The sequence below is a fragment of the Varibaculum sp. C0165D1 genome, assembly GCF_056590355.1.
In genome coordinates this window covers 17,736-31,301 of sequence record NZ_JBWPVY010000007.1, presented here as the reverse complement: position 1 = coordinate 31,301, position 13,566 = coordinate 17,736, and the positions used below count along the sequence as shown (strand labels likewise).

Genomic DNA, 13,566 nt, shown 5'->3' with positions numbered 1-13,566 from the left:
GATAAACCCAGCGAGCGGATCCTCAAACTGCTTGCCTAAAACCATCAACCGTTGCAACCACCCCTAGAATCCGCCGCCTACGATAGCAATCGCACCCACCATGGCACCGCCACCGAAACCATCTCGCGCTAGTAGCGAAACCCCTTTTCATTTATTTTTATCCTGCGCGTCTATCAGCTCCATCGACGCCGTAGAGGCAAAAACACCTATTGACTCTGGTTCAAATATTAGCCATAATTTTGCTAAGTCAAGAAGGGGGAATGTCAATGCCTGCATTTACAATGGGTCTAGCGGAAGCTAAAAATAATTTTTCCCGGGTCACGGCAGAAGTGAACAGGACGGGGAAACCCCTCACCATTTTGAAGAATAACCGGCCGTGGGTAATTATCCAACCGGCACACGGCGCGACCGAAATAGCCGACGTTGCAGTCGACTTCATGGATGAATATGCCGATGTATTCCAAGAACTGGCCAAATGAACGGATTTGCGTTTTCCCAGCAGGATGTCCTCGCTATTCATGCTGCGGCAATCGCTCGGTTCGGCGGATTAATTTGTCTAATATTCAGATTAACTGGCAGCTAGGGTTCTTCGGCTATTAAACCACCCCACCTTAACTCGAAATTATGATCTGATTTGTTCGCTGTAGCCCGCGTTCGCACCTTCCCTAAATCGTCACCCTCGCTTCACCGCCCCGAAAGGTAAGGTTTTCAAAGGCTGGAAAGTGAACGGTCAGGAAAAGACCGCTGGAGATTCCACGACCTTCGATGCGGACGCAAAGATTTCCGCTATCTGGAGTGCGGAAGAAGTTAAGACAGAAAACCAACGCCGACCAAAGCGACAGAGAAACCGGCTCCACGCAGAAACCTGAGGTACAACACCCGGAGCTACCACCCACCTACATCAAGTCTCCCCCTGCAGCTTTAGCATTGCTCCCGCTGGTTTACCTCCAACGGTGCTTTGATGACTGAGCATATACATTAGTCAGGGGCACCGCTTGTGCTCGCACAAGCGGTGCCCCTTTCCCCTTTCAAAAAATCTAAGCGCTGCTACACCGGACTCCCTGAGGTGGGAAGCCAAACGCCGCGCTAGTCGAGATTCAACTCTTTTGCCGTTGCGTAGGACGTTTGAGTACCCCGCTTAGTTACTGCATCGCCCGCATAGATATTAGCCTTGCGAATCGACTCAGCGATGTCACCAGTCTGCGTCCAACAATGGCTAAAGCAACCAATGAAAGCGTCACCCGCCCCGGTAGTGTCAACTGCCCTGGCAGAGGTTCCTTCAATTAACTGTTCTCCGGCTTCACTAATCCACAAGGCGCCCCGTGAACCCAAAGTGACAATCACATTCGGAATTCCCGAGTGAGTAAGCACTTGCCCCGCAGCACGAATGTCTTCCTCGGATTCTACCGGCATTCCAGTTAGCAAAGACAGTTCGCTCTCATTCGGTATAAAAAACTCTATGTCTTTTACCTGCTCTAACGATAGTGAGGGATCGGCAGGAGCTGGGTTCAACAGAATCGGAATACCCAATTCATTGCCTAATCGTATAGTCGCATATACCGTTTCTAACGGAATTTCCAGCTGCATCACGATCAGTTTGCATTCGGCAATTTCTGCCTTGGCACGTTCCACATCGCCGGGAGTTAACAATGCGTTTGCTCCCTTGACAATTATAATTGAGTTACGGGATTGGGGATCCACAAAAATTGGGGCAACCCCCGAGGTGGCATCCGTACGCATAACAAATTTGGTGTCGATACCGTTCTCAGCAAAGTTTCTGATGGTGTTGTCTGCAAACATATCGTTGCCTACCCTGGTGACCATCAAAACTTCCGAGCCCATCCGAGAAGCTGCTATGGCCTGGTTTGCACCCTTACCACCACAACCCATTCGAAAATCTGGGGCTTCCACAGTCTCACCTTCGCGGGGCATCCGATTAATATAGGAGATTAAATCGACCATATTCGAGCCGACTACTGCGATATCCATTTCTAGTTCTCCTTAATGCCGGTAGTTACTTGGAAAGTGCGAGCTTCCCCAGGGGCAAGTTCAATTAACATTCCAGCTTTACGAGCCGCTTCGCGCCCTTCTGGACGTGATGTCCCGGGAAGCGCAAACGCAGCAACTTTTTGATCTTCGTTATGCAATATCCACCGCGTTATCACTGGGAAACTCTCGGTACTAAAACGGGTTTCAAATACCGTTCCGTCCTGGCAGGCCATTTCTAAAATTGCTTCTTCGGTCAGTTTGTCTACTCCATCAGCGAAATATACAATCTCCGGATCGAATTCTTCAGCCCCTTCCAAGGAATTCGCGTCCCGATTGCCGGCTTTTATATCTGCGTTCAATTTCAACCATTTTTCAGTTGGTTTAACATGCGCCGGCACAGACTCACGCAATTTGAACGCATCTGCAGGCAAGTTTTGGGTAATTTTTCCGCTTGGTACGAACGCGTAGTTCATATGGCACATATATTGCAGCGGCATAGAGGCGTACTTAGACATGTTTTGCACCCGTAGCTCAATATCGAACATGGATGAATTCTGGTGCAAAGTCACCGAGGGATTGGCTACGTAGTGATCACCAAAACCCTTCAAGTACTCGCGGCAAGAAACTACGCGAATAGCATTGTTCGAAATAATCAATTTCGCCGAGTCCATGGGAGCACATGCAAATTCACCATGCAACGGATGATTGTCGCCCTCTCCGGGGCAACCAGCGGCAAGCAACCCTGAGTGAAAAGCGAAGCACCCGTAGGTGTCCTCAATCAAGGTCGCCGGTTTAGGCTCGGAAAACATATTTTCCATGCGAAGGCTGTGACCGCAAAACTCTGCGTCCCAAATAATTTGCCCCATGAAGGGCAGCACCTCAACATATCCGAGCGAGTTGCGGATAGTTAGTGAAGCAACTCCGGATGAGTAAGTTTTCGTGGTTACCGACCACTGCTCTGAATGCAGTATCTCCGTCTCTAACGGCGTAAACAGGGATCTTGGTAAATTCATTTCATATTGCATTAGATTTCACCCTTTGGAAAAGTTTTATAAGAGGAATAGAAGTACATCAATACCGCACCGAAGCAAAAGAGATTCACGGCAAAAGAAATCTGCATCGAGCCGGTAAGGTCAGAAACCAGTCCCTGTACTGCGGGAATAACTGCGCCACCAATAATAGACATGACTATTATCGCTCCGCCGGTTTCGGTATAGCGTTTATCTTCGATCGAATCTAGCGTGCGCGAGTAGATAGTTGCCCAACACGGCCCAAACAAGAACGAAACCAACACCGCAGCATAAACTGCCGTCATATTGGGAACTAGGATTACATAGCCTAAGGCACCTAATCCACACAGGGAATAACCAACGAGGACGAGGTCTTGATTAAAACGAGTCATCAAGATATTTGCTAGGAACTTACCCAAGAAGAACCCAATAAACGCAAAGATCATGAAGTTAGAGGCTGTTCTCTCATTGAGACCGTGATCCAGATTTAGCGCGAGCCTAATCGTAAAGGACCAAACCGCTGTCTGCATGCCAACGTAAAGGAACTGAGTCAGAATACCAGCTTTAAATCTGCGGTTTCCGGCCAAGTATTTTAGAGTCTCAGATATGGTTGCCTTCGTCGTCTCTTTCGCGTTATTTACCACAGGCTTACACTTTGGGAACTGCGTAATCATCACCAGGATCAGGATGACCAGCAAGATTAGAATGATTACCCGGTAGGGATGTAGGGTGCGTTGTAGCATTTCCCGAGCAAACTGTTGCGACTCTGCAGCAGTAAGATTTGCCATCTGCTCATGCAGCGCTGCACCTTCGGAAAAAATCAAGTACTTGCCCAGCAAGATTCCCCCGATAGATCCGAGAGGATAGAAAGTTTGGGAGATATTTAGTCGTAGCGTGGAATATTTTTTCGGTCCAATCATCGACGAGTAAGTGTTACAGGACGTCTCAAGGAACGATAATCCAATTGCAATCGCGAAAAGGGAAAGCAGGAATACTGAATACGTTGCCATGTGTGAAGCCGGGAAAAATAGTGAGCATCCGATGATATATACACTCAAACCAATCATGATTCCAACTTTGTAGGAGCTGGAGCGGATTACTCGGGAGGCGGGAATAGCAATAATGAAATACCCACCGTAGAATGCCGACTGCACAAACGCGGAAGCAAAGTCAGAAAGAGTAAAAATTGATTTGAACTGTGTAATCAAGATGTCGTTTAGGCTGGCAGCTATCCCCCACATGGGGAAGCAAATCGACAGTAAGAGATACTGAAAAATAGGGGTTCGCGAAAGGTAACCGTCGGCTAATTGCAGCGTATTATCCTTTATTAACCCTCGGCTGTTATTTACTTGTCCTTCGGGTGTCTTTTGCTCAGGAAATGATTGCTTCGGCAGAGTTTCCACATCTATACTCATTTGTTCCCCCCCAACAGTTTCATTCCGGCAGAGGCACCAATACGATTAGCTCCGGCGGCGATCATTTCGTCCATGACGGCAGCGGTTCGAATCCCGCCAGATGCTTTAACTCCCATATTCGAGCCAACAGTTTTACGCATAAGCTCCACCGCATGCGCACTTGCACCTGATTGCGAAAAACCCGTGGAAGTTTTAACAAAATCTGCGCCAGCCTTTTGGGCGCATTCGCATGCATTCACGATTTCTTCATCCGTTAGCAGGCAGGTTTCCAAGATGACCTTCACTAGAACCCCAGTACCAGCTGCTTGCACAACACCAGCAATGTCCAGCTGAACCGCGTTCCAATTTTCATCTTTGACTGCCCCCAGGTCGATTACCATGTCGACCTCTTGTGCGCCGTCTGCAACGGCATGGGCAGTCTCAAATTTTTTGACCTCTGTGCAATGCGCACCAGAAGGAAATCCGATTACAGTGCATACTTTAATATCACTACCGGAAAGCTCCCGCTTCGCCAGCGAAACCCTATTGGGGCTCACACACACTGACCAGAATCCTGCGGTTTTAGCCTCTTCGCACAGCTTTTTGACCGCTTCAGCCGTCGCATCTGGTGCAAGCAGAGTATGATCAATCAATTTTGCTTTATTGGTCATGTCTACGTCTCCTTCGACTTCGTGCAAGTCTTGGTTGACTTGTCACTGGTCTCACGCTACTTTGCGAATCCAACCTGCAGAACGAATTTTTAGCACATATGTGCCATTTTGACTATTTGCCTTGTTTCTTGATCGTCAAGGCCTGTAGTTTACGAGCCGTCACCGTGTCTATAACCAACCGGTTAGCATAACCACGCAGCAACGCCGCATAGACGGCTTGTAGCTTATCGGATCCTCCTGCTACCAGGATCTTTTGCTCATTGTGCCGTAAATCCGGCAGAGAAATTCCCAAAGTGCGGTTGTTAAGATCTGGTAGGCAGATTCTGCCGTGTCCGTCGATGAAGTGCGCACATACTTCCCCCACCGAATGTGCGGTCAAGAATTTTCTTTCGTCCTCGTTAATGAGCGGACTATGCAACAGAATCGCCACCGAATTAACAGAGCCGACCGAATAAAGCACGATACGCGCTCGGCGGGCAAGTTCCATAGCCCTACTGACACTCTCTTCTCGTTCAATCGCTAGCTTCGCACCTGCCGATTCCAACACGATTGGATGCCCTATCATGTGTACCGTGGCCTGCAGAGATTGTCGTAACTCCCGGAAACTGTTTAGAGCGGATAAATCCATGGAAGGCATCCTTAGGTTGCCACCCACCTGGACTACATTGACCCGCTGTAAATGTTGCCGCTGTAGGCGCGCAGTCAAGGCCTGAATGGTTCGAGACCAGTAAACTCCAACAGTGTCACCATCACGCACCAGCCCCATAAAAAGATCTGCCCCCGCCTGTCCCAGAGCCTTGCGAATATCAATATCGCGTCTTCTGGGTGGAGACACTAAACGTACCTCGTCAAGTGAAAAGGCAGACCGTAAAGAGCCGATGAGCTCTCTATCTTGCTCACGCGGATCCTCTATACGAATTTTAACAAACCCGCGTCCCTTCGCATGGGTAAGCAGTTTGGAAACATTCGGACGTGAAACATGCATTATATGGGCAATCTCACTTTGAGACAGACCGCTGTAATAGAGCTTAGCCACGTCCAGAGATTGCCGATCTCTTCGCGTCATTCCCAAGCGATCTCTTACTACCATAAGACCATCTAACAACCTACGACCTCGGCAAGGGAAATCTGAAGGTCGGCATCACGCAAGAAAACTCGCGCGAGGTGAGGGAATCTTAGGTTTCGAACTATTAGGCTTCGAATTCTCCGCTGGCAATCAGCAGGGAACTTACAGTATCGAATACTTCCTCCGCGTCAGGGAAGGGCGCGAAGGTGAGCGAGTTCTTCAACGTTCATCGTCTTTGTGCCAGTAATCCCTAACGGGATTACGCCAACGAAGTGGAGCTAGCGGGAATCGGCGGTGCTACGCACCAGCAAGGGTTTTCGGAGCACAGCCCCCGAAAACCACTGGCGCGGGCGAACGCTCAACCCGCGTTCGCTACCTCCCCGCGCCAGCCCTCACGGGTTCGATTCCCGGGCTCAAAACACTGATGCCCCGGCACAAGGCCGGGGCATCTTTTTGTGCCAGTAATCCCTTACGGGATTACGCCAACGAAGTGGAGCTAGCGGGAATCGAACCCGCGACCTCTTCCATGCCATGGAAGCGCGCTACCAACTGCGCTATAGCCCCGAAAGCTATGTCCTACCTTCACAAGCCTGCTCGGTAGGCACCAAATAACTCTAACTAACAGGGTGCCTTTACTTCAAATCTCTGGCCTGTGTATTGCGACATACCCGCCTTCAGCCAGCGCAAACCGTCCCGAAAGCCGCTAAGCCAGGGAAGGCAGAGCCGAACCGGGAACCTCAGGGGCTCCAATATTATGCGAAACCAGGCGCCAGCCCGGCTTACGCGAATACGGAATTACCGTGGACCAATGACAATTATCCAAACCCCGCAGTCCCTGCCAGGCCAAGGGATCTAAGCCTAGAATTTTCACTAATCCCTGCGTCAAGGCCGAACCGTGAGAAACCACCACTAAGACCCCCTTTACCTCAGCAAAGTGATCCTTGATGCCCTCGGCAACCCGCGAACCCACTACCCCGCGCGACTCTATGCCTGCCAAGGGACATTCCCCGGTTTCTCGCCATTCCTCATAACGGGGCGCAAAAAGATCTTTCAGTTCTTTAACCGACAGACCTTCAAAATCTCCAAACGCCCGTTCTCGCAGACGTTCGTCAACCAAAAAATCAACCTTCGCGTCGCAGAGATCAGCCAGGGCTTGCCCGGTAGCCTGTGCCCGGCGCAAATCAGAACACACAATCCGCGCCGGTTTCATTTTGGCCAGTTCTTCCGCCGCCGCTGCAGCCTGGGCTAACCCTACCTCGTTGAGGGGAATATCGACCTGACCTTGCACCCGTCCTTGCAGGTTATAGTCGGTTTGGCCGTGTCTTAGAAGGATAATCTTTTTCGCCATAACTACCCTAATCTAGCCCTACAATCAGGTTTTCTGGATCCTGCCGCTGACTTTGGGCCGCGACCCGGGCCTGTTCCGCCTGCGCTGCCTCGTCCAAATCGGGTAATTCGATTCGGGGGCAGTCATTCCATAGCCGCTCCAACCCGTAATACTCGCGTTCTTCAGCCAAGAAAATATGCACGATTACCCCCGGCAGCTCCATCAACACCCAACGGAATTCGTCATTACCCTCAATAGTGGTCGGATCAGCACCCGCGTCGTGACACGCATGATCGATTTCATTCATAATCGCGCGCGCTTGGCGAGGATTATCAGCCGAGCAAATCACGAAAATATCGGTGATAATAGTCTGCTCATGCACATCGATCGCCACCACGTCAGTTGCCAATTTACTGGCAGCCGCCTGGGCAGCGATTTCGGCTAGTTGGCGCGGGTCAAGCTTATCGACCAAGAAGAACTCCTATATTTGGGTAACGCTTACATTATCCACGATACCGGCTTGCAAGATATCCTGCCCCATCGTTTGCGAAATCACTGGTCGATCCATAGTCAAAACCATGCCCAAAGCAATAATCAACAAGATAGAGAGCCGTAGCACCCAACGCAAGAAGGTTTGGATAAAAGTTAGTGGCTCTTCCTCACCCTCGGCTTCAGCGGATTCTTGCCACGCCCCGGCGCGAGTGTCTTCCTGCTCCGGGGCCTCAGCTTTTTTTGCTTGCTTTTTCCGCTGCCACCAACGGGTTTTCTCCTCTTGTGGAGGCTCACTTTCAGCGGAACTAGCTGGCTCATCGCTCGGTTTCTCCGCCGAAGTAACGGATGCCGGTACCGCCCGCTCGGGCACCTCGGCTGCGGGCGCTACCGCGGCAGGGGATACTGCCGGGGTGGCGGTTGCAACGCTGGGAGTCGCGGTTGCCGGAACCGGCGTTGCGTTACCCGGGGCTTCCGAACGGACATAAGTAGTCTGGGTGCCAGCAGGTACGGTAGCTGCGGGCGCAGGTGCGGTTGGAGTCGCGGTTGCCGCGGGTACCACCGGCTGCGCGGTAGCGGCCATTGGCGCAGGCATCGGTGCCGGTGCCGGAGCCGGCGTTGGCTGCTCGGGAGCTGCAACCGGTTGCGCTAAAGCAGGCCGCGGCGCAGAAAAAACCTGTTCCTGAGCCGGTACGGGTGCAGCTGGAGAGCTGGGATGGAAGCTAGGGGCGGGAGCCGGACGCATCGACGCCTGATTAGCGTTATCGGCGGCAGAGCTGGCAGATGCGGGAGCAGTTGCGGCGGCGCCAGCCACACCTAACTTAGTTTGCTCCAAAGCCTGTTGGAATAACTCAGCAGCCGATCCAGCTTGCCCCGCAGCAAGCTTTACCGCAGACAGGCTATCGGCATCCACCCGCGCCGCGGCCGGTGCAGATGCCTGCAGGGTTATAGCCCTTGGAAAAGCCGCGGGGGCACCGGCAACGCTTGCCTGGTCAGAGACCAGCGATGCTGCCGGGCTCGAGGGCGCAGGAGCAGCGTTGGCGGGCCCAGTAACCGGCATGGCCGCAGCGGGTCCCGGAGCCGGAGCGGGCCGCGTTGCTGCTGAACTCTTGTCTCTAGCTGCGGAAGCTAAGCTATCGGCGAGGGCCCGGTCATCGGCGCTGTCAGCTAAGGAATCAATGGGAACGACTTTAACGGGCTGAGTGGTATCTGCGTCATCTACTTCCCCCACCGCCGGGGTGACACCGGAAAAACTCTCTGGAGCTCGCGCTTGGGTATCAGAGTGTTGCCCCCCGCTCCCGGGAATGTCCCCAAAAATACGTGAAGACTGCTGGTCCGGTTGCCCACTCGAGACTGCCGGCGCAAAAGTCGGTCCCCCCTGCGCCCGCGGGGTCTCCACGGGAAGTTGCCGGGAAGAGGGCGGCTGGGACCCTGGCGGCAGTGGCGCACTCGGCTCTTGAGGAGCAGAGCGAGGAAGAGAAGTACCTGGCAGTTCTGATGGCAAAGACGGCACCGGCAGTTGCGGAACCGGTTGCGAGACCACCGGACTCCCAGCCGTTGCTCGCGGCGCGGGACCAGTAGAAACATCGGAACCAGCCGCAACAGCTGGAGAGGTGGGGGTTCCTGCTGGTTGCTGCGATCCTGCGACAGCCTGTAGATTTTGGAAAGAAGCCAGCAGCTCCGCCATTTTTTCGGCTTCAGATTTTTCTTCCGCAACTTGTGTGTTTAAAACTCGTTGTTCCCGGCGCTGCTGTTCCCTAGCGGCACTGCGCAAAGCCTCTTGTTCGGCATCCTCTAGCTGGCGCAGCCGCTCGGCGGCCTCCGCTGCTAAGCGTTCCTGTTCCCGGGCATAAGCCTGCGCTTCTTCTCGTTCTTTTAACAGCCGCTGTAAATCAGCCTCTGCCCTTTCCCGCGCCTCCTGGGCGACTTTACGCATCTGCTGCTTTTCGCGATACTCTTGCACCCAACTACGTCCATCTTGGTCTGGACTGAGCTGACGTTGTGATTTCGGCTCAGCATCCGCTGGCTCCTGGCGCAGCTGCCACGCCACGTCATCCTCTACCTGGCTGAAACCCTCTTGGATCTGCCCCCATTGCGACTCTAGGGAAGGAGTCTGCGGGCGATAAGCTGGGCGACGTCCTCCGGTGCGAATCTCCTCCAGCCGCGCCAACTGTTCAGCGATAGAAATCTGACCATACTTAGAAATCGGCGAATAATTCTGCCCCAGAGGACGATTCGGAAAGTCTGCTTCGCTCATGAGTGGTTATCCTCCCGATAGAAACCATATTTCGCGATGTATTGCACAACCCCATCCGGGGTTAAATACCAGATCGGAGCACCAGCTGCCACCCGTTGACGAATGTCAGTTGAAGAAATAGCCATGGCGGGTACTTCCAGTAAAGACACCCGTTCGGCAGGTAGCTCGTTAGTATCACCCCAGCGGTGACCGGGGCGAGTTACCCCCACGAATCGTGCCAGCTGGAATAGTTCTTCCGCGTTTTTCCAGTCCATGATCTGCCGCAAAGCATCGGCACCGGTAATGAAAAACAGGTGGCAACCTGGTCTTTCCCGCTTTAAATCACGCAAGGTGTCCACCGTATAAGTGGTTTCCCCCCGTTCAATATCCACCCGGGAGACGGTAAAACGCGGATTGGAGGCGGTGGCGATAGAGGTCATCAAATAGCGATGCTCCGGTGCAGTGACCCGCCGTCCCTTTTTAAAGGGCTGGGTCGCAGTGGGCACGAAAATAACTTCATCTAGGCCATAGCGATGCTGAACCTCGGAGGCAGCCACCAAGTGGCCATTATGAATCGGGTCGAAAGTTCCCCCCATTACCCCGATGCGCCTGCCATCGACGCCGACGCCTATCGCCATTAACTACCCCTTCTTGCCAGCTTTTCTGCTAGACCGGTAGCCTCAATCCTACCAAAGGTGAGCCAGAGCTAATATCCTTTATCGCTCTTCGTTACTTATATAAATATTTTGTCTGCAAAATAAATGACTTGGTAAATGCTTCCGCCTAGTCTTGGGAGGGATCCGTCCATATTCCGGCCTCCGCTTCCTCCCGCAGATTCCGACGAGCTTCCTCTTTCCCATCCATCATTTGATGATATTGCTCGCGCCGCTCCTGGTTAGTACGCCGCGTCGACCCGGCTAGACGCAGATCTTGCCCCCGAGCACCAAGCAGTTCGGCACCGGCGGATTGTAAAGGCTCGAAGTCGAAGATAACTCCCCCCTCCATCGGTCCAATTACCACAGTATCGCCGCTGGTAGCACCCACTTTAATTAGCTCTTCTTCCACTCCTAAAGCATAGAGTCGGTCCGCGAGGAAACCAATTGCCTCTTCATTGGCAAAATCGGTCTGTTTAACCCAGCGTTCCGGTTTCTCCCCGCGCACTTGGTAAACAATTCCTTGTCCAGTTTTTTGTGCCGTAACCGTAAACCCAGCTTCTCCCACGGCGCGGGGCCGCAGTACCTGCAAAGGTTGAACTTCCCGTTCTGGTGCTGCCTCGCGCAGCTGCAAAACCATGTCGGCTAGGGCAAACACTAAAGCATCCAGGCCGCGACCGGTAACCGCCGAGACGGCATACATTGGCCACCCAAACTCGGCCAGCTGTTCCGCCTCTATTTTCGCCATCTCCACGGCATCGGGAATATCCATCTTATTTAAGATAATGACGCGTGGACGCTCGCCTAAGGGAACATAGCCAGAGACTTCATCCAAGTCACTTTCATAGGCTGCCAGTTCGGTTTCTAGGGCTTTAATATCGTCAACCGGGTTACGGTCCGCCTCCATATTGGCACAATCCACCACGTGTGCAATCACTGCGCAACGCTCAATATGGCGCAAAAAATCCAGTCCGAGGCCTTTACCCTGGGAAGCGCCCGGAATCAGGCCGGGCACATCTGCCACCGTGAACCGTTCATCTCCAGCCTGCACCACTCCCAGATTTGGCACCAGGGTAGTAAACGGATAATCCGCGACCTTCGGTTTAGCCTCCGAAATCGCTCCGATAAGGGAAGATTTTCCAGAGGAGGGGAATCCGACCAGCCCCACATCGGCAACGGACTTCAGTTCCAGAATGAGTACGCGAGATTCGCCCTCCTCCCCCAAAAGCGCAAATCCGGGGGCTTTACGTTTGCGGGTAGCCAGCGCGGCGTTACCTTTCCCGCCTGCACCTCCGCGCGCAACTTCCAGGCGGGAGCCAGCACCCTGCAGGTCTGCCAGGATTTCACCATCTTCAGATTTGACCACGGTGCCAGGAGGAACCGGCAGCACCAAATCTTCCCCGTTCGCGCCCTCGCGATTATCGCCCATCCCGGGAGTGCCATTAGTGGCCTTGCGATGCGGCAAATGGTGATAGTCAAGCAGCGTATGCGATTGCGGATCAACCTCTAAGAATACGCTGCCGCCGCGTCCCCCGTCTCCCCCATCTGGGCCGCCCAAGGGCTTATATTTCTCGCGCCTAACGCTCACGCAGCCGTTACCGCCATTACCGGCAGTCACATCGATTTTTACTCGATCTATAAAACTGGCCATCTTCACTCCTTAGAGCCTCGGCTGAAAAGCCACTATCAGCAGCCCACCTGTTGCTATATAAGTGTAGCGGGGCCGCTAGGCGACCCCGCTACCTTTAAAACTATTAGCTTTATTTACGCCGAAACTACGTTTACGACTTTACGACCGCGTCGGCGACCGAATTCAACGGATCCGGCGGCCAGAGCAAAGAGGGTGTCATCCTTGCCCATCCCGACGTTGGTTCCGGGATGGTATTTGCTTCCCCGCTGACGAACCAGGATCTCGCCGGCGTTCACGCTTTCTCCACCGTAACGCTTGATCCCCAGGTACTGCGGGTTAGAGTCACGGCCGTTAGAAGAGGAACCCAGCCCTTTCTTGTGTGCCATTTTCTTTTCCTTTCTTGCCTGAGGTTAGGCGATCTTAGTGATCTTTACCTGGGTCAGCTTTGCGCGATGGCCCATGCGGCGAGTGTATCCGGTCTTGTTTTTAAACTTCAGGATCCGAATCTTCGGTCCTTTGGTCTGCTCTAAGACCTCTGCCGTTACCTTGATTTTCTCTAGATCAGCGGCGTCGGAGGTGATCTTGTCACCGTCAACTACCATCACTGGCGTGAAATCGACGGTGTCGCCAACCTCAGCTGCCAGCTTGTCGACGACGACTACATCCCCGACGGAGACCTTTTCTTGACGTCCGCCCGCCTTGACGATCGCGTAGACCACTTTGCTGCTCATTTCCTTAGTCACGTACATTTTCTTTTGTCCGGAAAACCGAACCTAGCCGGTCTTCCAAACAACCAGCACCGACTAACTAGGGTAGTCGATACCGGCGGCGTTTTTCAAACAAAATCCCTGTCCAGGCAGTGTGTTATCTACCACCGCGAGTTCAAGGAAACATTTGAACCACCTATGCGGCAAGCTATATAGCACTTACCGTATGGGGTGGCTGACGGGGCTCGAACCCGCGACCTCCTGGACCACAACCAGGCGTTCTACCAACTGAACTACAGCCACCATTTATCGCACAGCGACGACTACCCACTTTATCTAACCGCGGGCTTCAGGTGAAATTATTGCCCGACTTGACGGCTATGTATCCGCTCAC

General features: G+C 53.0%; 13 protein-coding genes and 2 tRNA genes. 1 reads left to right on the top strand and 14 read right to left on the bottom strand.

Annotated elements, in window-relative coordinates:
- Positions 1-266: 266 nt before the first annotated feature.
- Positions 267-479, top strand: coding sequence for a type II toxin-antitoxin system prevent-host-death family antitoxin (locus AC1EKS_RS08815; RefSeq protein WP_288292320.1), 213 nt, complete (start codon positions 267-269; stop codon positions 477-479).
- Positions 480-1,086: 607 nt separating this feature from the next.
- Here AC1EKS_RS08815 and rbsK read toward each other — a convergent pair.
- The 14 genes from rbsK to AC1EKS_RS08745 all read right to left on the bottom strand — a co-directional run bounded on the left by rbsK (position 1,087) and on the right by AC1EKS_RS08745 (position 13,475).
- Entirely contained in the window at positions 1,087-1,989 is a 903-nt protein-coding gene (rbsK, locus tag AC1EKS_RS08810) for a ribokinase (protein WP_481009648.1), read from the bottom strand.
- 2 nt (positions 1,990-1,991) lie between these two features.
- The gene (locus AC1EKS_RS08805) at positions 1,992-3,002 is read right to left on the bottom strand and encodes an aldose 1-epimerase family protein (RefSeq protein ID WP_481009647.1); all 1,011 of its coding nucleotides are present in this window, start codon (positions 3,000-3,002) and stop codon (positions 1,992-1,994) included.
- Between the two features lie 11 nt (positions 3,003-3,013).
- Positions 3,014-4,414, bottom strand: coding sequence for an L-fucose:H+ symporter permease (gene fucP / locus AC1EKS_RS08800; RefSeq protein ID WP_481009646.1), 1,401 nt, complete (start codon positions 4,412-4,414; stop codon positions 3,014-3,016).
- Complete coding sequence (gene deoC / locus AC1EKS_RS08795; protein ID WP_481009645.1) at positions 4,411-5,064, bottom strand: deoxyribose-phosphate aldolase; 654 nt, start codon at positions 5,062-5,064, stop codon at positions 4,411-4,413. The genes fucP and deoC overlap by 4 nt, the downstream gene beginning before the upstream one ends.
- A 112-nt stretch (positions 5,065-5,176) precedes the next feature.
- Positions 5,177-6,130 carry a sugar-binding transcriptional regulator gene (locus tag AC1EKS_RS08790; RefSeq protein WP_481009644.1) on the bottom strand — a complete coding sequence of 318 codons (954 nt, stop codon included), beginning with the start codon at positions 6,128-6,130 and terminating at the stop codon, positions 5,177-5,179.
- A 491-nt stretch (positions 6,131-6,621) separates the two neighbouring features.
- Positions 6,622-6,694, bottom strand: a tRNA-Ala gene (locus tag AC1EKS_RS08785).
- Between the two features lie 139 nt (positions 6,695-6,833).
- Positions 6,834-7,478 carry a histidine phosphatase family protein gene (locus tag AC1EKS_RS08780; protein WP_481009643.1) on the bottom strand — a complete coding sequence of 215 codons (645 nt, stop codon included), beginning with the start codon at positions 7,476-7,478 and terminating at the stop codon, positions 6,834-6,836.
- A gap of 7 nt (positions 7,479-7,485) precedes the next feature.
- Positions 7,486-7,929 carry a ribosome silencing factor gene (gene rsfS / locus AC1EKS_RS08775; protein ID WP_481009642.1) on the bottom strand — a complete coding sequence of 148 codons (444 nt, stop codon included), beginning with the start codon at positions 7,927-7,929 and terminating at the stop codon, positions 7,486-7,488.
- A gap of 9 nt (positions 7,930-7,938) precedes the next feature.
- Positions 7,939-10,203 (bottom strand): hypothetical protein, encoded by a 2,265-nt coding sequence (locus AC1EKS_RS08770; RefSeq protein WP_481009641.1) that lies wholly within the window; start codon positions 10,201-10,203, stop codon positions 7,939-7,941.
- Complete coding sequence (gene nadD / locus AC1EKS_RS08765) at positions 10,200-10,820, bottom strand: nicotinate-nucleotide adenylyltransferase (protein WP_481009640.1); 621 nt, start codon at positions 10,818-10,820, stop codon at positions 10,200-10,202. The genes AC1EKS_RS08770 and nadD overlap by 4 nt, the downstream gene beginning before the upstream one ends.
- 145 nt (positions 10,821-10,965) lie before the next feature.
- The gene (gene obgE, locus AC1EKS_RS08760; protein ID WP_481009639.1) at positions 10,966-12,486 is read right to left on the bottom strand and encodes a GTPase ObgE; all 1,521 of its coding nucleotides are present in this window, start codon (positions 12,484-12,486) and stop codon (positions 10,966-10,968) included.
- Between the two features lie 113 nt (positions 12,487-12,599).
- The gene (gene rpmA / locus AC1EKS_RS08755; protein WP_022865282.1) at positions 12,600-12,851 is read right to left on the bottom strand and encodes a 50S ribosomal protein L27; all 252 of its coding nucleotides are present in this window, start codon (positions 12,849-12,851) and stop codon (positions 12,600-12,602) included.
- A 24-nt stretch (positions 12,852-12,875) separates the two neighbouring features.
- A complete protein-coding gene (rplU, locus tag AC1EKS_RS08750; RefSeq protein WP_481009638.1) occupies positions 12,876-13,196 on the bottom strand; it encodes a 50S ribosomal protein L21 in 321 nt (106 codons plus the stop codon).
- A 203-nt stretch (positions 13,197-13,399) separates the two neighbouring features.
- Positions 13,400-13,475, bottom strand: a tRNA-His gene (locus AC1EKS_RS08745).
- Positions 13,476-13,566 lie beyond the last annotated feature (91 nt).